Below are 22,214 nucleotides of genomic sequence, written 5' to 3' on the forward strand. Positions count from 1 at the left end.
TCTGACATGGGGGAATACACCGTAAGCGACACCGTGCTGGACCGCCTGCTCGAACCTTCACTGGAGCGACTGGCGGCCCGGCTCGGGTCCGTCGCGGGCCTGGCGCAAACGGAGCGCCGGGCCGTACACGCGGGCGCCGCCACGGCGCTGCTGAACACCGTGCGCATGAGGACCAACCGGGTGCTGCTCCTGGAGCTGAACGCGGCCAGGATCACCGGCAGGCTCACCGGCGCCGACCCGGAGGCCAGGTGGCGGGATTGGGAGTCCCAGGCGGCGACCCCGGAGTTCTGGGAGTCGCTGGGCGGCCACTATCCGACCCTGCTCCCACGCCTGCGACGGCTGATCGGCCACAGGTGCGCGGCGGCGATGAGCCTGGCCTCCCGCTTCGCCACCGACCGGCCGCTGCTCACGACCCTGCTCCGGCCGCTCGAGGGGGGCGAGCCGGGGCAGCCCGAAGGGGGTGAGCCGGGGGAACTGGTGAGCGTCGAGTTCGGCGCGGGCGACAGCCATCGCGGCGGCCAGAGCGTGGCGATCCTGACGTGCGCCGCGGGCAAGGTCGTCTACAAGCCGCGGTCCGTCGCCGTGGACCTGGCCGCGGCGCGGCTGCTGAGCCGGCTGCTGGCCGACGAGCCCGCGGACACCCGGATCAGGGTCCCCGACGTGGTGAGCGGCGACGGCTACGGCTGGGCCGAGCACGTCGCCCATCGGTACTGCGCCGATGACGAGGAGATGCGCTGCTTCTACCGCAACCTCGGGCACTGGCTGGCCGTGATGCGGCTGATCGGCGGCACCGACCTGCACGCCGAGAACCTGATCGCCGCAGGACCGATCCCGACCGTCGTGGACTGCGAGACGCTGTTCACGCCCCAGCCGCCGACGCGCGTCTCCGGCTACGGGCTCGCGGCGGACCGGGCGGGCGCGCTGATCGGCGGCTCGGTGCTGGGCACCGGGCTGCTGCCGGGCCGGGGGCTGGCGCTCGGCTGGCGCGGTGTCGACATGTCCGCCATCGGCTCACTGCCCGGCCAGCAGCCGGTCACGGAGCTGCCCGTCATCCTCGGTCTCGGCACCGACGAGGCGCGGATCGGCCTCGCGCCCGTACGCGTCCCGCTCTCGCTCAACCACCCGAGCCCGGAGCCCGTGCTGAGCAGGCACTGGGACCTGGTGGTCGACGGGTTCACCCGGCTGACCGGGCGGCTCAGGAAGCTCGACGAGGGCGGCGAGCTGGCGGGGTGGCTCGGCGAGTTCGCCGACCTGCCGGTCCGGGTCGTGCTCAGGTCCACCGAGAGCTACGCCGAGCTGCAGCGGATGCTCTGGCATCCGCACTCGCTGCACGACGAGCCCGCCGCCCGGCGGCGCGCGGCGGACCTGCTGGCCAGGCAGGCGGCCAACGCTCCCGGCCGGCCGGACGACCCCGAGGTGATCGAGGCGGAGGTCGAGGAGCTGCTGGACGGCGACGTGCCGTTCTTCGCCACCACGCCGCGCCTTGGCCGGCTCACCGGGCCGCGCGGTACCCAGTGGGGTCCCGCCCAGGACCTGATCGCCGGAACGCTGGGCCGGTGGCGGTCGGCCGACCTCGCGCTGGAGCACCAGGTGATCCAGTCCGCCCTGGTCAGCGCGTACCTGAACGAGGGCGGCGTACCCGACCAGCGGCGCCTGCTCCCGGCCGTACTGAACACCGACGACCTGGACCGCAGGCGGCGGGCGCTGGCGGCCGACATCATGCGGTCGCTGTCCGACGCCGCCGTACGCGCCGAGGACGGCACCGTCACCTGGATCGCGCCGGTGCTCAACCCGACCGGATGGGCGGTGCTGCCGCTCGGCCTCGACATGTACGGCGGCGCGGCCGGCATCGCCGTGCTGCTCGCGGGCTACCTGCGCGAGATGGAGGCGGGACGGGCCGACCCGGTGCCGGATGTCGGGCAACTGCTGGCCGATGTGCTGCGTACCGTGCGGATGGCGGAGGAGCAGTGGGCCAAGGACCGGGCCGAGATCAAGACGCGACGGCCCGCGCCCGCCGGCGGCTACCTCGGGCTCGCCTCGCGGATCTGGGGCTGGCTGCTGCTGGTACGCCTCGGCGTGATCGAGCCGGCCGAGGCGTTCTCGCGGTCGGCCGACCTCGTCCGCGAGCTGCCCGCGGCGCTGGACTCCGACCCGTCACTCGACCTGGTACGCGGCATGGCGGGAGCGGTGGTGCCCCTGCTGCGGCTCCACGAGAGCGCGGGCGACGCCGACGCGGGGGACCTGGCCAGGACGATCGGCCGCAAGCTGGTGTCGGCGGCACAGATACGCGGCGACACCGCGTGCTGGACGATCGACGGCTTCCCCGACGGCATCGGCGGCCTGGCCCACGGGGCGACCGGCATCGGCTGGGCGCTGTCCCGGCTGGCCGCGGCCACCGGCGACACCGACTGCGTGACCGTCGCCGAGGCCGCCTTCGCCTACGAGGAGACCCTGTACGTCCCCGAGACCGGCAGCTGGCGCGACCTGCGCGGCCCGGACCAGATCGGGGCGGCGTGGTGCCACGGATCCGTCGGGATCGCGGTCGTGGCGGCCGACCAGCTCATGGAGGGCCGCGGCGACCCGGACCGGCTGCGCGACCTGCTGCGGCGCGCGGCGCAGGCCAGCCAGGCTGACGGCATCGGCTGGAACCACACCCTGTGCCACGGCGACTTCGGGGCCTGGGAGGTGCTGGACCTCGCCGTCACCGCGGGGCTCGGCGCGGGCGGGCTGGACCGGCCCCGTCTGGAGGCCCATCTGCTCGGCAGTGTGGAGGAGCACGGGCCGGTCAGCGGGTTCGCCAGGGACGCGTTCGTGCCGGGGCTGATGCCGGGGCTCGGCGGAGTCGCGTACCAGTTGCTCCGCATGCATCCCGAATGCCCACTGCCGTCGGTGCTCCTGCCCGACCCCGGCCCGCTCTCCAGCACCGTGAAGCCGTCTTGAGCGCGTCCGCCGATGCCGATGAAGCCGTCTCCAGCGCGTCCGCCGACGCTCAGATGGTGTCGCCTTACTGGCAACTCGACGATGCGGGCGACATGGGCTTCTGGCGGATGTGCCGGCGGCTGCCGGCCACCAGCCGGGCGGTGCTCGCGATCGTGGCGCGGGCGGCGCCCCGGCACGCCGTCACGGTCGTCCTGCTCCAGGTCGTGTCGGGAGCCGCCACGGCCTTCGGCCTGCTGGCCACCACGGGGGCGCTGGAACGGCTGCTCGCCACCGGCCCCACCGTGGAGGTGATGGCGGCCGCGCTGCCCATGATCCTCCTCGTCGGCGGGGCGTACCTGCTGCGGGGCGCGGTCGAGACGGCCATCGCGGCCGCGTACGCCCGGCTGACGCCCGCGGTGCGCCGGATGGCGGAGGGGGAGCTGTTCGAGGCCGGGCTCCGCGTCGAGCTGGCCGCCTACGACGACGCCGGCTTCTACGACCGGATGCAGCGGGCGCGCGACCGGGGCCTGTTCCACCTCGCGCGGGCCGTGGACAACCTGGTCGACCTCGTCGGCGCGGCGCTGGCGTTCGCCGCCGCGTTCACCGGCCTGGCCGTCCTGCACGCCGCGCTGCTCCCGGTGCTGGTGCTGGGCGTACTCCCGTCGGCCTGGACGGTGCAGCGCTCGGCCCGGCTGGCGTACGCGCACATGACCCGCACGGTCACCCTGAACCGCCGGGTCCAGATGATCACCGAGCTGGGCACGCAGCGCGAGCCCGCCCCGGAGATCCGCGCCTGCCAGGCCGAGGACTTCCTGCTGCGGGAGTACGCCGAGGTGGCCGACCCGCTGCGCGACCAGGAGGTACGGGTGAAGACCGGCCAGGTACGCGTCGGCACCGTCGGCCGGGCGCTCACCGGGCTCATGTCCGCCATCACGTTCACCGTGCTCGGCCTGCTGCTGCAGGCGGGCTGGATCCCGCTGGCGGTGGCCGGCGGCGCGGTCATAGCCGTGCGCACCGCGAACGCCGCGCTCAGCCGGCTGGTCCACTCGGCGCACCAGCTGCTGGAGCAGGGCATGTACGTGGCGGACTACCAGGAGTTCGTCGACGACGCCGCCTCCAGGAGCCGCGCGGCGGCCACCCGCACGGCGCCCGCCGCGCCGGAGGTGATCACGCTGAGCGGCGTCGGGTTCGGCTACCCGGGCGGGAGCCGCGAGGCGCTGCGCGGCATCGACCTCACCGTCCGCGCCGGTCAGACCATCGCCCTCGTCGGCGAGAACGGCTCCGGCAAGACCACGCTCGCCAAGATCATCGCGGGCCTGTACGAGCCCACGGCCGGGCAGGTGAGCTGGGACGGCGTGGACATCCGCGAGATGGACCCGCACAGCGTCGGCGACCGGATCATGATGGTGCTCCAGGACCCGATCCGCTGGCCGCACACCGCCCGCGCCAACGTCCGAGCCGGCCGCCACGACCGCGACGACCCCGGCGACCTGGGGCTGCGCGCCGCGGCCGAGCTGGCGGGCGCCGACACCGTGGTGGCGGACCTGCCCCACGGCTGGCAGACGCTGCTCTCGAAGTACTTCCGCGGCGGCCAGGAACTTTCGGGCGGCCAGTGGCAGCGGCTGGCCGTCGCCCGCGGCGTCTTCCGCGACGCGCCCGTACTGATCTGGGACGAGCCGACGGCACCGCTGGACGCCAAGGCCGAGTTCGCCGTGTACGAGTCACTGCGCCGCCTCGCCACCGGCCGGATCGTCATCCTGATCACGCACCGGCTGGCCAGCGTGCGCAACTCCGACCGGATCTACCTCCTGCACGAGGGCGCGCTGGCGGAGGAGGGCACGCATGACGAGCTGATCGCCCGATCCGGTCGATACGCGGAGCTGTACGAGTTGCAGGCGCGCATGTACGCCGACGAACTCCCCCTCAGCGGGGTTCGGGGCGGTGGCTCCGGCCGTTGAGCACCGGCCTGTTGCCGCGGTGGCCGAGCAGGTCGGCGGCGCGGCGGCGGTAGACCAGCTGGGTCGGGACGGGCGTGGCGGAATACAGGGCCTCCCGGGTCAGCTCGTCGGCGAACTCGTACCCGCTGCCCGTCACCACGAGCAGGCCCACCCGCAGCGCGCGCTCACACAGCTCGGCGGCCACCTGCGGCGGCAGACCGAGCAGCTCGCCGGCCAACGCGGGCTCGAAGGCGCCCCGGAACACCGAGGCGGCCCGCAGCAGCCGCTCCACCAGCGAGCCGGTCCGGTGGACCCGCGCGAGGACCGCCGCGCTCAACCCCGCCGGCACCCCGTGCTCACCCGCCGCCAGGCCGCGCAGCAGCTCGACGACGTACAGCGGGTGGCCGCGTGTACGGCGGAAGACGTCCTCCGCCCACCTGCCCTGACCGCTCCGCGCGGCCAGCCGCGCGACCGCCTGAGCGGGCAGCGGCCCCGGCTCCAGCCGGCCGGCCGCGCGCCCGAGCGCCTCCATCGCCGCCGCGCCCTCCCCTGAACGCGCAGTCGCGACGACCAGCAGGCGCCCGCCGGAGACCCGGCGGGCCAGGTAGTGGACGAGCTCGACGGTCGCCGTCCCGGCCAGGTGCAGGTCCTCCAGCACCAGCAGGACCGGCTTCCTGGCCGCCAGAGCCCGCAGGAACGCGGCCACCGCCTCGTACGACGATCGCCGCCCGACCTCCCCGACCGTGCCGTGGCGCCCCTGGCGCAGCGTCGGCGCGGCCTCCGGGATCAGCCTGGCCAGCGCCTCCGCCCCATCACCCACCATGTCGCGGAGCACGGACCCGGCGAGACGGGTGACCGGTGGGGTCAACGCGTCGGTGAACGGCTGGAGGAAGTTACACCAGCCCACCGGCGTTGACGAGGAAGTCCGGCGCGTACAGGATGCCTCTTCGGGCGAGCGCGTCGGCGAGGCCGGGTTCGGCGAGCACGTTGTTCGCGCCCCCGGCGACGACGCGGCACCGGGTTGCTCACCGTCATGCGGGACAGCATCGACTCGGTCCGAGAGCTCAGCGGCGGACGGACCGGAGAGGCAGTCCTCGCCTTCGTCGGCACTCTCGCCGGCACCAGCCTCACCCGGCGGCTACGCGGCTGACATCGCAGAGGCCGCCTTCTCGATCCCGGTCGTTCTCATCCAACGACGCCACGGATTCCTGAGCGGCGCCGCCAAAGCCCTCCGGGACCTGCTCCTGGAGGGTGATCAGAGCGACAGCGGTACGGGGTGAATCTCGTCGGCGGGGTGGCCCGAGCGCTGGTGAATGCGTTGTACGGCCTCCGCGCTCGGTGCGTCGGACAGGCAGTAGATGACACCCTCCTCAGGATCCGCCCAGGTCTGCATGAAGGACACGCCCTCTTCGCCCTGGATCGCGAGGTCGGCCTCGTGCGCTTCACGGAGCTGCTCGTCCGTGATGCCCACCATGTGGTGGTGGACATCCATGAACCTCGTCATGGCATTCCTCCTGTAGACATCTGGCGCAAGACCCTCTCAGCCTAGATCCGACATAAGTCATCAATCACCCCAAGATTCCTCAAATGGCATGTCAGGGAACGCCCGCCTCCCGCCTTTCCCGCCCTATGGCTATTCAGCGGTCTTATGATCATTGCGACTGGTTCCCGATCTCACGAGGAGTCCACCGTGGCCGAAAATTCGGACTTGTGGGCAAATGGCATCGACACCACCCGGCCCAGCATCGCCAGGGCCTATGACGTCGTGCTCAACGGCAAGGACAACTTCGAGGTGGACCGCGCGTTCGTCGCCGAGATCGTGAAAGTCGTCCCCGAGATTTACGATGTGGCCACCTACAACAGGCAGATCCTCGGCCGGGGCGTACGCTTTCTCGTCGAGCGCGGCATCACGCAATTCGTCGACCTCGGCTCCGGCCTGCCGACGGTGGAGAACACGCACCACGTCGCGCAGCGGGCCGACCCGGACGCGCACGTGGTCTACGTCGACAATGACCCGATGGTGCTGGCCCACGGCCGGGCGATCCTGGCCGAGAACGACCGGACCGGGGTGGTCACGTCCGACCTGCGCGAACCGAAGTCGATCCTGGCCGACGAGACGGTCCAGCGGCTCATCGACCTGGACCGGCCGGTAGGCGTGATGCTGGTCGGCATCCTGCACCACCTGCACGACAGCGAGGACCCGAAGGGCATCGTGGACGCCTACATGGCGGCGGTCCCGTCCGGCAGCTATGTCTTCATCACCCATTTCTGCTCCGCCACCCAGGACGCGCGTGACGCGGAGAAGAAGTTCCTCGCGCTGCTCGGCACCGGCCGCTTCCGGACTCCCGAGGAGATCACCTCGTTCTTCGACGGGTACGAGCTGGTCGAGCCCGGTGTCGTCCCGCTGCCCCTGTGGCGTCCCGAGGACACCGTCCCCGACGTGCTCAGCGTCGGCCAGCGGCTCATGTACGGCGGCATCGCCCGGAAGCCCTGACCCGCCGGCATCGGTGGGCCAGGCAGGGGTCTCGCCCCGCTGCCATCCGCCTCCGCCGACCGTGAGCGGCGCGCCGATGCGGGGGTCGACACATTGGCGCGGGAGGCATGGTAAGCTCGTCTTAGTTGCAGTTCTGGTACCCAAATGAACTTTGTGTGCGCCTGACGGGACGTAGCCCTCAGGCGCATTTTGTTTGCCGGTCATTTCCGGATGGGTCATTTCGGCGACGTGGGGCCCGTGACCTGCGGGTTCTGATTATTTCGCCTATCCTAGAGGAGATCGACATGGCGACTGGCACCGTGAAGTGGTTTAACGCTGAAAAGGGCTTCGGCTTCATCGAGCAGGACGGCGGCGGCGCCGACGTCTTCGCCCACTACTCCAACATCGCTGCCCAGGGCTTCCGCGAGCTGCAGGAAGGCCAGAAGGTCAGCTTCGACATCACGCAGGGCCAGAAGGGCCCGCAGGCCGAGAACATCGTTCCCGCCTGACGCTAGTCACGCACAACGAGCCGGGGTTCGCACCTGAAGAGGTGCGGGCCCCGGCTCGTCGCGTTGCGGGCGTGTGCCGCGAGCCCGGCTGCCCCGGGCCAGGGTTAATGTCGGTGAAACCGCACGTCGCGTGGTTGCGAAACAGCGGACTGCCAGCCTGTCCGCATGAGCGATGCGAAAGACGTAGATCGGGCGCACACTCCTGAACAGGCCGCCGCCTCGTGGAAGCGTGAGGTCATAGAACTGGCGGTGCTTTTCGTCGCGGTCGGTCTGGCCCACCTGTTCGCCACTCTTATGGGGCACTCCGCCCCAGGCCCCGCGGTGCTGATCACCCTCGGTGCGGGGCTCATCGCGTGTACCTTCGTCCACAAACGCCTGGCCCACCGACGACCCGGCCGCAAACGCCTGGGCCGCGAAGGCCGCAGACGATGGGGAACCGAGCGCCAAGCCGCCGAGGTGATCGATATCGAGGGAGGCCGGCCGATGAAATTGTGGCGCATCCGCACGCGGGTGGTCGACCGGCCGGGCCGTCTGGCGGAGCTGGCCACGGCGTTCGCCAGGCTGGACTGCAACGTGCTGGCCCTGCACATCGCCGCGACGGGCAGCAGCGCGATCTCTCCATCCGGCTGCGCCGCCTTGGACGAGTTCGTCGTCGAGGCGCCCACGCAGCTGAGCGAGAAAGTCCTGCGGTCGGCGGTCGAGAAGGCCGGCGGACTCGACATCATCATCGTCCGCGCCTACGTCAAAGACCTGGTCGACCCCGGTGTCCAGGCCCTCGTCCTGGCCCATGCCGTCAGCGACGACCCGGAGCAGCTGCCCCATGCGATGGCGGAGCTGCTGCGCGCCGCGGACGTCGAGTGGCGACGCCCCGGAGACACCCTCGCCGACAGCGGCGAGTCCGGCACCACTCTGGTGATTTCCGTCCATCCCGAACGGGCGCTCCTGGTCAGCCGCCCCGCTCTGCCGTTCACCCCGGCAGAGGCGGCCAGAGCCGCCGCACTGGCCGCCAGCGTGAGACAGCGGCGCTACTCCGACTGAATGCCGACCGCTCAGCCAAGGCTGCCTCGTGTACGCGTCACCGCCGTTCGACGGCGGCGGGCTTCACCTGGATCGCGCGGATCCTTCCGACATCGAGCTTCATGGAGCGATCGAAGGTATAGATGCCGTTCTGCTCCTGGAACACATCAGTGAGCTGCGTGTAGCAATAGCCGAACATGTCCGGATTATCGAGCAACGCGGTGACGAGACCGCCGAACCGTACGTAGAACTCTTCCTCACCGGCCGGACGAACGCCGTACCCCCACGACCGATCGAGCGCATCACCGCCCTCCTCGGTGCCCGCGACCCACCAGATGCCGCCGAACTCACTGACGAAGTACGGCTGCCCCCGATAGGCCGCGGACATCGGGCCATCCGGGCTCGTGTTCATGAACGGCCGCCCGGAGGCGAGGCCCGCGTGGTTCGCGGCGAAGACCGCCGGGTCCTGCTCGTAGTCGTGCGAGTCCACGACGTCGGTCTCCGCGACGCGGTGCGCGTAGCCCGACACGTCCAGAACGGGACGCGTGGGGTCGGCGAGCTTCGTCGCCAGCCACATCGCCCGCGTCACGTCGTCGAGCTGGGTGATCCGGTCCGTCAGGATCTGCGAGGTCTCGTTCAGCGGGCACCAGCCGACGATCGACGGATGGCTCAGGTCGCGGCGCACGGCTTCGAGCCACTGCGTCACCATCGACGCCGTCGGCCGCTGGTTGTCCCCGGCCGGTCCGGACGTGTCGACACCCCAGTCGCCGAACTCTCCCCAGACCAGATAGCCCAGCCGATCCGCATGGTAGAGGTATCGCTCCTCGAACACCTTCTGGTGGAGGCGGGCCCCGTTGAAGCCCGCCGCGATGCCCAGCTCGATGTCGTGGGCGAGCGCGTGGTCGCTCGGGGCCGTCATCAGCGACTGCGGCCAATACCCCTGGTCGAGTACGAGCCGCTGGAACACCGGCAGGCCGTTGAGCAGTAACCGGTTACCGTCGATCGAGACCGAGCGCAGCCCCGCGTACGACCTGGCCTCGTCGACCACGACCCCGGCCGCGTCGAGGATCTCGACGCTCAGCCCGTACAGGTGCGGATCCGCCGGCGACCACGGCCTGACCGCGCCTTCCGGCAGCCGCAGGGTGAGCCTGGGGGAGAGGTCGAGATCGGCGCGCACCCCCGCCTCGGCCAGGACGGCGCCGGCCGGACGGTTGGTGTCGTGATCGTAGGTCTCGGTGAGCCGGAGCCGGACCCGATGGCCCGGCCGGTTGGCCGGCAGCAGGACGGTGACGTCGAAGCCGGGCGAGGCCAGCTGCGGCACCACCCGCACCTCACGGGCGTGCACGCCGCCGACCGGCTCCAGCCACACGGTCTGCCAGATTCCCGTCGTCCGGGTGTAGAGGCAGCCCGCGTTGGCGTACTCCCTCGACTGCTTGCCGCGCGCCTGGAGGCTGTGGCGGCTGTCGCGGGCGCGGACCACGATCACGGCGTCCTCGCCCGGTGCGGCGACGCCGGTGAGATCGGCTGTGAACGGGGTGAAGCCACCCCGATGCCGCACGACCTCGTGCCCGTTGACCCAGACGGTCGCGTCATGGTCGACGGCGCCGAAGTGCAGCAGCACGCTGCGACCGGCCCACGCCTCAGGGACGCGGACCGTCCGCCGGTACCAGACCGCCTCCATGAAATCGACGTTCGCGACGCCGGACAGCTCGCTCTCCGGGGCGAAGGGCACGGTGATCCGGCCCGACAGCTCACGTTCGACCAGCCCGCGTTCGAGGCCGGAATCGCCGGCGTCGATCTCGAACTGCCAGTCGCCGTTCAGGTTCAGCCAGTCCGTACGCATCAGGGCGGGCCGAGGGTATTCCGGGCGGGGAAGGGCCGAGGGCACTGCCTGGCGCATCGCTTCCGTCACGACGAGTTGGGCCTTTCTCGAGAGCGGCGACCTACGTCGTGGATCACTCTTCCAGCAGGCCCGCGCGAAGACCACGGCGCCCAAGGGTCACGGCGGCTCGGAGCCGGGTTCGCGCCGGCCCGCGCCGGCCGTAGCGGGTGCCTCGGGGCTGCGCAGCCCCGAGGCGGCGACCGCGATGAGGGCGCAGAGCCCGAGCATGGTCGCCCAGACACCGTGGTAGGCGGCGGTCGAGCCGAGGCGATCCCCCGACAGCACCAGCACGAGCGCGGAGACGCCGATGACCGCCCCGCAGGCGCGCGAGGTGACGGACATGGCGGTGCCGGTGGCCAGCCGGGCGGGCGGAATCTCGGCGACGGCGGCACCGCTGAGCGCGTTGACCAGCACGGCGACGCCCATCCCGGTCGCGACGACCGCGGGCAGGACCACCGAGAGGTACGCCTGGCCGCCCCCCGCCGCGAGCGCCAGGTAGCCGGTGGCGAGCGACAGCAGCACCACCCCGCCCAACGCCAGCCTGCGGTGCCCGGTGCGCGCCGCCAGCCGCCCGGCGAGCGGTGCGGTGAGGACCTGCACGACCGCGCCGGGAGTGACGGCGAGCCCCGCCTGGGCCTCGGAGTATCCCCAGATCTTGGTGAGGAACAGGATGTTGGCCAGCGGAAGGGCGAACATCACCAGCCCGAGGAGGAACATCGCGAGGTTGGCCCGCTGGGTGCCCCGTGCCCGGAGGATCTTCAGGTCCACGATGGGAGCGGGGTGGGAGCGCGCCCGCCGGATGAAGAGCACGCCGACGAGGACACCGGCGGCGAGGGCGAGGATCGTACCCGGGCTGCCCGGACCCCACGCGTCGCTCTGCACGATGGCCAGCGAGGGCAGGCCGATGGCCGCCACCAGCAGGACCAGGCCGACGATGTCCGGCATCCGTGACGGGGCGGACGGCGGCGTCCTGGCCAGGGTCCGCCACGCGCCGAACAGCACGACGAGCCCGACCGGCAGGTGGAGGAAGAACACCGTACGCCAGTCCCAGACGGCGACCAGCAGCCCCCCGAGCGACGGCCCGGAGGCGGTCGCCACCGACTGCGTCGCGCTCCACAGGCCGATCGCCGTGCCCCGTCGTTCCGGCGGGTAGTACGGCAGGATCAGCGCGAGCGTCAGCGGGGTGATCACGCCGCCGCCCACGCCCTGCACGACCCTGGCGGCGATCAGGATGCCGGCCGAGGGGGCGACCGCGCACAGGGCGGCGCCGACCACGAACACCGTCAGCCCGGCGAGGAAGACCCGCCGGTAGCCGAACCGGTCCGCCAGGCCGCCCGCCGGCAGCAGCGCCGCCGTGAACGTGATCGCGTAGCCGTTGAACACCCACGAGAGTTCGGGCAGCCCGCTGCTCGGAAAGCTGCGGAGCATGTCGGGGAAGGCGATGTTGGCCAGCTGTACGTCGATCGCACCCAGAAAGGCGCTCCCGCACAGCACCGCCAGGGGGAGCGCCCGGGATCCGCGCACCTCAGCTGGTAGCCGCGCCGAACCGCTCGCGGAGTTCGACCTTTCGGATCTTGCCGGTCACGGTCCGCGGCATGGCCTCGACGACTTCGAGGCGTTCGGGCCAGAACCAGCTGTTCACGCCGGCGTCCTTCAGGTGCGTCCGCAGATCATCCAGCGTGGGCGGTTCGCCGGCCGGCGTCACGACGGCGCACACCAACTCGACCAGCTTCGGATCCGGGATGCCGATGAGTGCGATGTCGCGGACGGCGGGGTGCCTGCCCAGCAGCGCCTCGATGTCGCTCACCGGCAGCTTGAGACACATGTTGGCGATGATGATGTCCTTGGTCCGGCCGGAGATGCGCACGCCGCCGTACCCGTCGTCGCGGGCCAGGTCGCCGGTGTCGAACCAGCCGTCCGGCGTGAGCGACTTGGCGTAGATCTCCTCGCGCCGGTAGTAGCCGAGGCACTGGGCCGCGCCGCGTACCTGCAACGCGCCGATCTCGCCGGCCGGGACCGGCTGGTTCTCCTCGTCGACGATGCGCGCCTGCATGCCCACCACGACGGTGCCGTCACTCTCGCCCGCCCGCTCCGGCGGGTCTTCGGGCCGGGTCATGGTGACGCCGCCGTTCTCGGTCATGCCCCATAGCGCGTACACCCGTACTCCGAGAATCTCGCTCACCTGCTCCACCAGGTGCGGCGGGACGGGCGCCGAGCCGGACACGAAGATCCGCAGAGTGGGGATCTTCCGCGGGTTGGCCTTCTGCTCCTCGCTGATCTCCCGGGCGAAGGGCGGCGTGCCGTAATACATCGTGACGCCGTGCTCTGCCATGAGGTCGAGGTAGACGCCGGGGTTCCAGATGTCGGCCGTGACCGCGGTGCCGCCCAGCATCAACGCCTGCAGATACGTCATCACCAGGCCCACATAGTGCATGGAGGTCTGCGCCGTCATGATGACCAGGCTGTCGTCCAGGCCGTACGCGTCCCCGTAGCCGCGGATGGCGGCATGCAGGGTGTTCTGGCTGTGCAGCGCGCCTTTGGGCTCTCCGGTCGTCCCCGAGGTGAACAGGATGAGGAAGGGATCGTCCGGACCCAGCGCGCGCCCGGCCAGGTCCGCGGGGTCACCGGGTTCGGGGTCGAGGAGGTGCTCCTCGAATCCGATGGACCCGGCCGGGCCGTCGCCGCCGAGCACGACGACGTGCTCCAGGGCCGGGATCTCGCTCGCGAGCGTCATCGCGGTCTCGGCGGTCGGCAGGTCACCGAGGCGGTTCACGGTGATGAAGACGCGCGCCTCGGTCAGCCGGATCATGAAGTCGAGCTCGCGATGCCGGTAGATGGGGAACTGCGGTGCGATGCGGGCGCCGATCTTGATGCAGGCCAGCGTCAGGGGCAGCACCTCGCGGCGATTGGGTAACTGGACAGCGATGTAGTCTCCCGGCCGTACGCCCAGCCGGATCAGGCCGTGGGCGATCCGGTCGGTCAGCCGGTCGAGCTCCGCGTAGCTGACGACGTCGGTATGGCCTTCGGCGACGCGCCGGCTGATAAGCGCAGGCTTGTCGGGAAATTCCGTCACATGATGCCGAAGGTCATCCAGGAAAGTCGTGCTTCGCCACCAACCGTTGCGCCGATATTCCTCATGTGTGTCCGTCACGCTCGCCTGCCTTCCATCAGGCGCCCCGCGGACGCCTTCGTCTGCTGCTGATCTGCCCGAAATTCAAAGTACGGCATTTACCGCAATTCATCGCCTAAGGGTTTTATCCTCCGTTCCCCCGGAGGGGGCCACCCTTTTGCCCCCCGAAGGGGGTATCTCTCCAAAAGGACACCAGCCACCACGGACCGTCACAGGAACCAAGACGGTCGTATGGCGAAGGGGGACCATGGTCACGAGGCGGGGGTGACGAGGTAGAACAGGGCAGGGAGATGGACCGCGACCCCCTCGTACACCTCCGCGCACACGGCCACCCCGGGCCGGGCGAACGTGCCCGGCGGCGGTTCGGCCACGCGGATCACCGAGTGGCGGGCGTCCAGGAGCCTGGCCGCCACCGAGATGTCGCCGACGAGGGCGGACCCCGGGCTGATCCACCGGTTGCGGCTGATCTTCATGCCGTTGCCCGCCGCCAGGTCGGCCAGCAGGCCGTTCCGGCCGACGAGCCGGTGGTAGTAGTCGTTCGGGTTGATGATCATCGCGTGCGGGGTGGCGCCCGACTGCTCGACCTCGTCGCAGGCCGTCAAGACTCCGGTGACGTAGTCGGTGTCGTAGGGGAGCCGGGCGATCTCCGGGTGGTCGAGCAGGGCGTTGGTCAGGGCGAGGTTCTCGGCGGTGGCGAGCCGTACCAGTAAGCGGTAGTCGAGGAAGGTGGCCAGCGCGGCCGGGTCGTCGGCCAGCCCGTCGGGGATCTGCACCCACGCCCGGATCGGGTGCACCCCGGCCTCGCCCATGCCGAACCTGAAGGCCGCCTCCCGGCGGACGTCGGAGCCGCGTACCGCCTTCTGCTCTTCGGCGGTGGGCCGGGACTCCGTCCAGAACCGGGCGACGTCGTCGGTGGGGCGGACCTTGAGCAGGTTCCGTACGGTCAGCCGTGGTCTGTCCTTGGTCGGCTCGTGTGCTTCGGTGATGGTGTAGTCGAAGGTCACCTCGGCGCGGCCGGGGTCGGCCGCGAACGCCCGCGCGAACGCCTCGCCCGGGGACTGCTTCACGGCGGTGGGAGCTGGGGCTGTGTCCGTTGACATGGGGCCTCTCGGTCAGAAGTCGTGCTGGATGAGCCGCTGGTAGAAGGGCAGGTGGTGGTCGTAGAAGGCCTTCAGGGCGGAGTTGTTGTCGACGGTGTCCGGGTAGGTGTTGCGGCGGTTCTCGAAGCCGGCGCTGCCGATCGCGTCGAGATGCCACCGGCGGGTGCGCTGCCACTCGGGCCGGTCTCCGGAGTCCCAGGTGAGCGCGCGGGCGAGGAAGGGCAGACCGGCGTACTCGCAGAAGGCCTCGGCCACCTTCGCCGGCTCCCCGACCAGCCGCTCCGTGCGGATGACGAGCGGACTGCGCCCGGTCGCCGACCGGACCAGCTCGAACAGCCGGTACAGACGCTCGTAGCCGATCTCCGCGCAGGTCACCGCCGGTTTGATCGCGTAGTGCGAGCTGATGGTCGGCTTGGGATCGCGGACGATGAAGGTGTGGACCATCCCGGCGAGCTCCTCGGGGTGGTCGAAGAGGTAGGCGTAGTCGTAGTCGACGACCTCCTTGACGAACACCGGCCGCACGCCGGCCAGCTCCCTGAGGCGGATGAGCAGCTCCTTCTCCGACCGCGCCATCGCCCGGCCGCCGTCCGGTGACGGGACCGGCACCGCGCCCTCCTCGGTCAGGGCGAGGAACGGCTCGTGCAGGACGGTCACGTCGCCGCGCTCGATCATCATGCGCAGGAACGCCGTCGAGGCCGAGCGGGAGTGCGCCCACATGACGATCAGCGGGTTCACCCGGACCACCAGGCCGGGACGCGGTCCCAGCGGTGCCGGCGGAGCTCCTGGAGCAGCGCGTCGTCGAGCGGCCGGCCGTCGCTGACGGAGAGATTCGCCCGTACGTGCTCGGGTCTGCGCATGCCCGGGATCACCGTGCTGACCGCCGGGTGGTTGAGGATGAACCGCAGGGCGAGCTCGGGGAGCGAGGTGCCCTCCGGGAGGGCCGCCTTGAGGCGCTCGGCCCGTTCGACGCTCGGTAGGAGATTCTCCGCGCAGAAGTAAGTGCTGCGCCAGTCCTCCTCCGGCCAGCTGCTGTCGGCGCTCAACGTGCCGGTGAGGGTGCCCTCGTCGAACGGTACGCGGGCGATGATCCCGATGCCGTCGCGCAGCGCGCGCTCGAACAGTTCGTCCTCGGGCGCCTGGTCGAAGATGTTGTAGATCACCTGGATGACGTCGATGAGCCCGGTGTCGAGCGCGGCGAAGCAGTTGGCCGGTTCCCACCGGTTGACGCTGATGCCGACCGCGTCGATGACCCCCTCGCGCTTGAGGTCGGTGATCGCCTCCTGCCAGCGTTCGTCGGCCGCCCACCGGTCCTCCCAGGTGTGGAACTGCATCAGGTCGATGCGCGGCACCCCGAGATTCTCCAGGCTGCGATGGGTGTACTCCTTGATGTGGTCCGCGGGGTAGGCGTCGTCGAGGGTGTCGTCCGGTCCGGGCGGCCATTCGCGGTTCTTCGGGGGGATCTTCGTGGCGACGTACAGTTTCCGGTCGGGATGGCGGCGCAGCAGCGCGCCGAGCATCTGCTCGCTGACGCCCCGGCCGTACACCCAGGCCGTGTCGAAGAAGTCGCAGCCCAGCGCCACGGCCTCGTCGAGGCAGCGCGGGGCGACGTCGTAATCCCAGCCGGTGAAGTTGCCGGGGCCGCCGCCGATGCCCCACATGCCGTAACCGACCTCGCTGACCTCCCAGCCGAGGTTCCCCATCTTGCGGTGTCGCATCCCTAGCCTCTCTGTCGCGTGGTGATCAGCGGGCGTCCCTTCACCGCGCGGCCGTCCCCGCTTCCGCTCGCCAGCCGGGCGTGGTATGCGGTGATCGAGCCGTCCAGGCTGCCGTCGTCGAGCTGCCAGCGCTGCTCCAGCCGGCGGCATTCGTCCTTGCGGAACAGCGCGGGGTTGTCGGTCAGCAGGCCGGCGAAGGCCCGCTTCAGCCCCTCCTCGCCCATGCCCTCCGGAGTGGGCAGGAGGGAGGCGAGCGCGGCCAGCTCGCGGTCGGCGCTCGCCCGGGCCGCCTCGCGGACCAGCGTGACGAAGTCGCCGCACGGGATCGGCGCGATGGCCGCGCCGGCGCGCAGCAGGACGTCGTCGAAGCTAACGCTCTCGGCGCGGAAGACGTGCAGGGTACGGCCCCAGGCGCCGTCGTCGCACACCGCCGCCGCCACGCGGGCCGCCACATAGTCGACCGGGGTGTAGTCGGAGCGCGTGGCGACCTCGGGCCGGACGCCCAGCCGCAGGAAGGCCGACAGCAGCAGATGGGTGAGAGCCACCGGATTCGGGTATCCGTTGTCGGCGCTCGGCATCACCTCGCCGAGCCGCAGAACGGTGACCAGCGCGCCCCGGCGCCGGGCCTCGGCGAGGTAGCGTTCGGCGATCCACTTGGACCGGCTGTACCCGCCGGCGGGCGTCCTGGCGAGGGACGGTTCGTAGTCCTCCGGCAGGCGGTCGGGGTGCCGGAGCGCCTCGTCCTGGAGCGCCGCGAGCGTCGAGACATAGTGCACCGGCACCGGCCGGTAGGCCATCGCGAGCCGGACCAGCTCGATGGTGCCGCGCACGTTCACCTGGCGGTGGGCGCGATAGTCGAACAGGAAGTTGACCAGTGCGCCGTTGTGGAGCACCAGGTCACACGTGCGTGCCAGGTGCTCCCAGGTCCGGGCGGTCAGCCCGAGGCCTGGTAACGCCAGGTCGCCCGCGTACCCTTCGAGCCGGTCGGCGAACCGCGGCTCCCACAGGCCCCGTTCGAGGAGCGCCTCGACGACCCGCGCGGTCGCGCCGGTGTCGTCGGCGGCCCGCGCGAGGCAGCGAACCCGCAGGTCGGTACGGGCCAGCAGCTCATGGACCAGGCGGCTGCCGACGAAGCCGGTCGCCCCGGTGACCAGCACGCTCCGCAGCCTGCCCGACCGGTCGGCGGGCCGGATGGGCTCGCCCTCCGGCACCGTCGAGTCGTGGGCCATGAGCACGGACTCGTCCTCGATGGCCACGCCGTCGCGCCGCCGGGTCTCGATCAGGGGCGTCAGCTCGTTCGCGGTCGGGTGGTCGTACAGATCCTTGACGTCGACCCGCACACCGCACTCCGCGGTGATCATGTGCACGACGGACAGGGCCTGGATGGAGTCGCCGCCCGCCTCCGCGAAGTGCGCGTCGCCCGTCAGGCCGGGCCGGCCGAGCGCCGAGCGCAGCGCCCGCAGGACCTGGTCGGCCAGGTTCGTGGTCGGCGCGCTCTCGGCCAGCCGGGCGGTGTCCTCGGCCAGCCTGCCGTCGAGGACCGCCTGGAGCCGCCCCCGGTCGACCTTGCCGTTGTCGTTCAGCGGCATCTCCGGCAGCAGGAAGAAGTAGCGGGGCATGCTGGTCCTGGGCAGGGTGCGGCGCAGGTGCTCGCTGAGCGCGGCCTCGGTGAGGCCGGTGCCGGAGGCGAACAACGCCAGCGCCTTCGTCCCCCGCTGCTCGGCCACCAGGACCTCCGCCTGCCGGACCCCGGGGCACCTCTCGGCCGCCACCTCGATCTCGCCCAGCTCGATCCGCACACCGCGGATCTTGACCTGGAAGTCCTTGCGTCCGGAGAAGAACAGCCGGCCCTCGTGGTCCAGATGACCGAGATCGCCGGTGAGGTAGAGCCGGGGGCCAGGGATGATCTCCGGGAACGGGTTGGGGACGAACGCCTTGGCGGTCGCGGCCGGGTCGCCCAAATACCCTTCGCCGAGGCACTCCCCGCCGATGGCCAGCTCGCCGGTGGTGCCGGGCGGCAGCGGGCGCAGGTCGTCGTCGACCACCACGGCATAGCAGTTGTCGATCGGGCGGCCCAGCGGAATCGTGTCCCCGTCGGCCGCGGACACGGGATGGAAGACCATCCCGATGGACGCCTCCGTCGGGCCGTAGCCGTTGGTCACCCGCAGGCCCGGGAGCAGCGCCATCAGCCGGTGCACCGCGCGGGGGTTGACCGCCTCGCTCCCGACGACGAGCCGCCGCAGCGACGACAGCTTCCGAAGCGTCTGCTCGTCGCTGTCCACGATGGCCACCAGCGCGTTGAAGACGCTGGAGACGAAGTCCGCGGTCGTGATGCCGTACTCGGCGATCAGGTCGATGGTGTGCTGCAGGTTGAGGAACTCTTCCTGTACGGGCAGTACGGTGTGTCCGCCCGTGGTCAGCGGCCAGAACAGCTGCCAGAGCGAGGAGTCGGAGGTGTGCCTGCTGTTCTGCAGGACGACGTCCGTGCCCGTCGCGGCGAAGTAGCGCGTCATGAAGCGAAACCGGTTGGTCAGCCCCGCGTGCCGGTTCATCGCGCACTTCGGAGTGCCCGTGGTGCCCGAGGTGAAATAGCCGTAGATCAGGTCATCGGGACCCACCGGTACCGCCGGCCGCCGGGACGACGGGACGATCCGGTCGACCTCCACGGTGACCGCGCGATGCCGTAACTCCTGCGGCAGCGCATCGGCGGTGGCGCACAGGATCGGCCCGGCCGGCAGCACCCCGAAAGTGCCGCGGAGCCGATCCTCCGGCCACGACGGGTCGAGCGGGACGAAGGCCGCGCCCAGCTTCATCAGCGCCAGATACGTGACCGGTAGTTCCAGAGAGTTGACCAGCAGGACCGCGACCACGTCGCCCTTGCCCACACCGTGCCCGGTCAGCGTGACCGCCAGGCCGTTCACCAGCTCGTCCAGCCGCCGATAGGTGAGCATCCGGCCCTCGAACGACACCGCCGGGCGCTCGGGATGGCGGTCGGTCTGCTCCTCTATAAGCGCTGAGATCGGGCGGAACGCCCCGAAGTCGACCGTTCGGCCGGCGAAGCTCTGGGATTCGATCGATGGTTCGGAAGGAGCTGGTCCCTGCCCCTGGGACCCTTCCTGGTCGTTGCCGGTGGGCTGTCCGGTCATTTCCACCTCTCCGTTAGGAATGCCGCCCTACTCATAGGCGTTCCAGGCCGTTCCAGGTGAGTGCGTTCCGGTGAGAGGTGGTCGTACGCGACGTCCAGCGGGGTGCGCGTCGCTGCGGCGGCGGCGATCCGGCCGACGGCGGGTGCGGTCTGCACGCCGTACCCGCCGAGCGCGGCCAGCCAGACGAAGCCCGGTGCGTCAGGGGCCTCGCCGACCACGGGCGTGTCGTCCGCCACTGCGCTGCGCAGGCCGGCCCACGCGTGCCGGACGCTGCGGATCACCAGCGTGGTGGCCCGCTGTAATCGCTCCACGCCGATCGCGATGTCGAGGTCGTCGGGACGGGCGTCGCCGGGCGGCATCGGGGTCGCGTCGGCCGGCGAGACGAGCAGGCGTCCCGACTCGGGCTTGAAGTAGAAGGTGTCCGCCACGTCGGTGACCATCGGCCAGCCGCCCGCGCCGCTTTGGGGCAGGTCGGTGAGGAAGGCGGTGCGCCGTAGCGGCCGCAGGCCGATGGGCCGGACGCCGGCGAGCCCGGCCACCTCGTCGGCCCACGCGCCGGCGGCGTTGACCACGATCGGCGCGGTGAACTCGCCCGCGTCGGTCTCCGCCCGCCAGAGCCCATCTCGCCGGGACAGGCTCCGCACCCGGGCCGACGTGATCACCTGGCCGCCGCGCGTCCGAATGCCGCCGAGAAAGCCCTGGTGGAGCGCGGCCACGTCGATGTCCATCGCCCCGGGTTTCAGCATGGCGCGGCTGTACCAGCCGGACCGCACGATCGGGCAGAGCCGGTGTGCCTCATCGTGGTCGATCTCACGGACCGGAGTCGGGGCCTCCAGCCCGTCGGCCAGCATCTCGGCGAACCGCTTCTCCGCGCCCACGGGACACAGCGTCAGCACGCCGCGCGGGGTGAGCAGCGGACCGTCCGCGAAGCCGGGCGGTGGTGCGGTGAGGAACGGCCGGCTCGCCGTGGTGAGCGCTCGTACGGCCGGGTTGCCGAAGTACTCCGAGAAGAGCGCGGCGGACCGTCCGGTCGCGTGGTAGCCGGGAGCGTGCTCCATCTCCAGCAGCGTCACGGTACCGGACTCGGCGAGGAAGTACCCCGCGCTCGCGCCGGCCACCCCGCCGCCCACGATGAGAAAATTTCTCACGATCGTAACCGATCATATTTCGGGCCGGAACCGCAAATATTTTCTGGGCTTCCTAACTCCGCGTCGGGGAGCGGGTGGGAATCTGGGCGTCGTGAAGCGTTGGCGAAAAACAGCAGGTCAGAAAATTAGGTCACAAGCTGGACGGTCAGTAGCCTGTCCGAAAATACCTCCATCTTAATTATGATAAACATGCCAAAAAGGTACTATCACACCCTTTTGGGAATACGGTCGTCTTTTAATGTGGTTTGGAGGCGTCCATAGTCAAGGTCATGGCCGGAGCCCGAGCAGGCCCACGGCGTTGTCCTTGAGGATCATCGGACGGACCTCGGGCTTGATGTCGAGATTGGCGAAGTCGGCGAGCCAGCGGTCGGGGGTGATCACCGGGTAGTCGGAGCCGAAGAGCACCTTGTCCTTGAGCAGCGTGTTCGCGTACTGGACGAGCTGCGGGGGGAAGTACTTCGGCGACCATCCTGACAGGTCGATGTAGACGTACGGTTTGTGCGTGGCCACCGCGAGCGCCTCGTCCTGCCAGGGGAAGGATGGGTGGGCCAGGATGATCCGCAGCTCGGGGAAGTCCACGGCGACGTCGTCGACCAGCATCGGGTTGCCGTACTTCAGCCGGATCCCGCCCCCGCCCGGCACCCGCGCGCCGATGCCGGTCTGCCCGGTGTGGAACAGCGCGGGCACCCCGAGCTCCTCGATGACCTCATAGAGGGGGTAGGCCATCGGGTCGTTCGGCGCGAAGCCCTGAATGCTGGGGTGGAACTTGAAGCCGCGCACGCCGTGCTCCTCGACGAGCCTGCGCGCCTCACGGGCGCCCGCCCGTCCCTTCCACGGGTCCACGCTGCCGAACGGGATCAGCACGTCGGCGTGCTCGGCGCAGCTCTCCGCCACCTCCTCGTTGGAGATGCGCGGGTGACCCGTGGCGTGCTCGGCGTCCACGGTGAACACGACCGCGGCCATCTTCCGTTCGCGGTAGTAGGCGGCGATCTCGGGGATGCCCGGCCGCGCATGTCCTTTGAAGTACTCCGCCGACGCGCCGAACAGCTCCGGGCTCAGCGAGCCGTGGCCGTCCTTGGACACTTCGGCGTGCGTGTGGACGTCGATCGCGACGAGCTCCTCGACGTTCATGCCGGCTGCTCTCCCTGTCGGATTCATCGCTCGAACGTAAGGCGCTTCCGTGACCATGGTCAAGTTTCTGCCGAACGACACGAGGCTCTCGGCGCTCGCGGGTCAAC

At 70.7% G+C, this 22,214-nt stretch carries 17 protein-coding genes; 5 read left to right on the forward strand and 12 right to left on the reverse strand.

Annotated elements, in window-relative coordinates:
- Positions 1-6: 6 nt before the first annotated feature.
- Positions 7-2,940 (forward strand): type 2 lanthipeptide synthetase LanM family protein, encoded by a 2,934-nt coding sequence (locus LDL49_RS05480; RefSeq protein WP_225289780.1) that lies wholly within the window; start codon positions 7-9, stop codon positions 2,938-2,940.
- Complete coding sequence (locus tag LDL49_RS05485) at positions 2,937-4,877, forward strand: ABC transporter ATP-binding protein (protein WP_225289781.1); 1,941 nt, start codon at positions 2,937-2,939, stop codon at positions 4,875-4,877. Before LDL49_RS05480 ends, LDL49_RS05485 begins: the two co-directional genes overlap by 4 nt.
- Here LDL49_RS05485 and LDL49_RS05490 read toward each other — a convergent pair.
- From LDL49_RS05490 to LDL49_RS05495, 3 genes are all read right to left on the reverse strand, one after another.
- Positions 4,843-5,763 carry an ATP-binding protein gene (locus LDL49_RS05490; RefSeq protein WP_225289782.1) on the reverse strand — a complete coding sequence of 307 codons (921 nt, stop codon included), beginning with the start codon at positions 5,761-5,763 and terminating at the stop codon, positions 4,843-4,845. The genes LDL49_RS05485 and LDL49_RS05490 overlap by 35 nt on opposite strands.
- Positions 5,750-5,842, reverse strand: a complete 93-nt coding sequence (locus tag LDL49_RS59060; RefSeq protein ID WP_372470335.1) for a hypothetical protein — start codon at positions 5,840-5,842, stop codon at positions 5,750-5,752. The genes LDL49_RS05490 and LDL49_RS59060 overlap by 14 nt, the downstream gene beginning before the upstream one ends.
- Before the next feature lie 269 nt (positions 5,843-6,111).
- Positions 6,112-6,360, reverse strand: a complete 249-nt coding sequence (locus LDL49_RS05495; RefSeq protein WP_225289783.1) for an SCO4226 family nickel-binding protein — start codon at positions 6,358-6,360, stop codon at positions 6,112-6,114.
- A gap of 186 nt (positions 6,361-6,546) precedes the next feature.
- Between LDL49_RS05495 and LDL49_RS05500 the strand changes: the two genes are divergently transcribed.
- The 3 genes from LDL49_RS05500 to LDL49_RS05510 all read left to right on the forward strand — a co-directional run bounded on the left by LDL49_RS05500 (position 6,547) and on the right by LDL49_RS05510 (position 8,876).
- Complete coding sequence (locus LDL49_RS05500; RefSeq protein ID WP_225289784.1) at positions 6,547-7,350, forward strand: SAM-dependent methyltransferase; 804 nt, start codon at positions 6,547-6,549, stop codon at positions 7,348-7,350.
- Positions 7,351-7,634: 284 nt separating this feature from the next.
- Positions 7,635-7,838 carry a cold-shock protein gene (locus tag LDL49_RS05505; protein ID WP_030475722.1) on the forward strand — a complete coding sequence of 68 codons (204 nt, stop codon included), beginning with the start codon at positions 7,635-7,637 and terminating at the stop codon, positions 7,836-7,838.
- Positions 7,839-8,003: 165 nt separating this feature from the next.
- Positions 8,004-8,876 (forward strand): ACT domain-containing protein, encoded by an 873-nt coding sequence (locus LDL49_RS05510; protein WP_225289785.1) that lies wholly within the window; start codon positions 8,004-8,006, stop codon positions 8,874-8,876.
- A gap of 37 nt (positions 8,877-8,913) precedes the next feature.
- Here the strand turns inward: LDL49_RS05510 and LDL49_RS05515 are convergent, their stop codons facing one another.
- The 9 genes from LDL49_RS05515 to LDL49_RS05555 all read right to left on the reverse strand — a co-directional run bounded on the left by LDL49_RS05515 (position 8,914) and on the right by LDL49_RS05555 (position 22,107).
- On the reverse strand, positions 8,914-10,698 hold the full coding sequence (locus LDL49_RS05515) for a glycoside hydrolase family 2 protein (RefSeq protein WP_225289786.1): 1,785 nt from the start codon (positions 10,696-10,698) through the stop codon (positions 8,914-8,916).
- A gap of 156 nt (positions 10,699-10,854) precedes the next feature.
- On the reverse strand, positions 10,855-12,261 hold the full coding sequence (locus LDL49_RS05520) for a DHA2 family efflux MFS transporter permease subunit (RefSeq protein ID WP_225289787.1): 1,407 nt from the start codon (positions 12,259-12,261) through the stop codon (positions 10,855-10,857).
- A 1-nt stretch (position 12,262) separates the two neighbouring features.
- Positions 12,263-13,810 (reverse strand): AMP-binding protein, encoded by a 1,548-nt coding sequence (locus tag LDL49_RS05525; RefSeq protein WP_308016076.1) that lies wholly within the window; start codon positions 13,808-13,810, stop codon positions 12,263-12,265.
- A gap of 308 nt (positions 13,811-14,118) precedes the next feature.
- Positions 14,119-14,967, reverse strand: a complete 849-nt coding sequence (locus LDL49_RS05530; RefSeq protein ID WP_225289789.1) for a family 3 encapsulin nanocompartment shell protein — start codon at positions 14,965-14,967, stop codon at positions 14,119-14,121.
- 12 nt (positions 14,968-14,979) lie between these two features.
- Positions 14,980-15,702 carry a sulfotransferase-like domain-containing protein gene (locus tag LDL49_RS05535; protein ID WP_225289790.1) on the reverse strand — a complete coding sequence of 241 codons (723 nt, stop codon included), beginning with the start codon at positions 15,700-15,702 and terminating at the stop codon, positions 14,980-14,982.
- A complete protein-coding gene (locus LDL49_RS05540; RefSeq protein WP_225289791.1) occupies positions 15,699-16,682 on the reverse strand; it encodes an aldo/keto reductase in 984 nt (327 codons plus the stop codon). The genes LDL49_RS05535 and LDL49_RS05540 overlap by 4 nt, the downstream gene beginning before the upstream one ends.
- 2 nt (positions 16,683-16,684) lie before the next feature.
- Positions 16,685-19,828, reverse strand: coding sequence for a non-ribosomal peptide synthetase (locus LDL49_RS05545; RefSeq protein WP_225289792.1), 3,144 nt, complete (start codon positions 19,826-19,828; stop codon positions 16,685-16,687).
- Positions 19,825-20,976: an NAD(P)/FAD-dependent oxidoreductase gene (locus LDL49_RS05550; RefSeq protein WP_225289793.1), complete on the reverse strand. Its 1,152-nt coding sequence runs from the start codon at positions 20,974-20,976 to the stop codon at positions 19,825-19,827. Before LDL49_RS05550 ends, LDL49_RS05545 begins: the two co-directional genes overlap by 4 nt.
- 267 nt (positions 20,977-21,243) lie before the next feature.
- The gene (locus LDL49_RS05555) at positions 21,244-22,107 is read right to left on the reverse strand and encodes an amidohydrolase family protein (RefSeq protein WP_225289794.1); all 864 of its coding nucleotides are present in this window, start codon (positions 22,105-22,107) and stop codon (positions 21,244-21,246) included.
- Positions 22,108-22,214: the final 107 nt, after the last annotated feature.

The organism is Nonomuraea aurantiaca, assembly GCF_020215705.1.
GTDB lineage: Bacteria > Actinomycetota > Actinomycetes > Streptosporangiales > Streptosporangiaceae > Nonomuraea > Nonomuraea aurantiaca.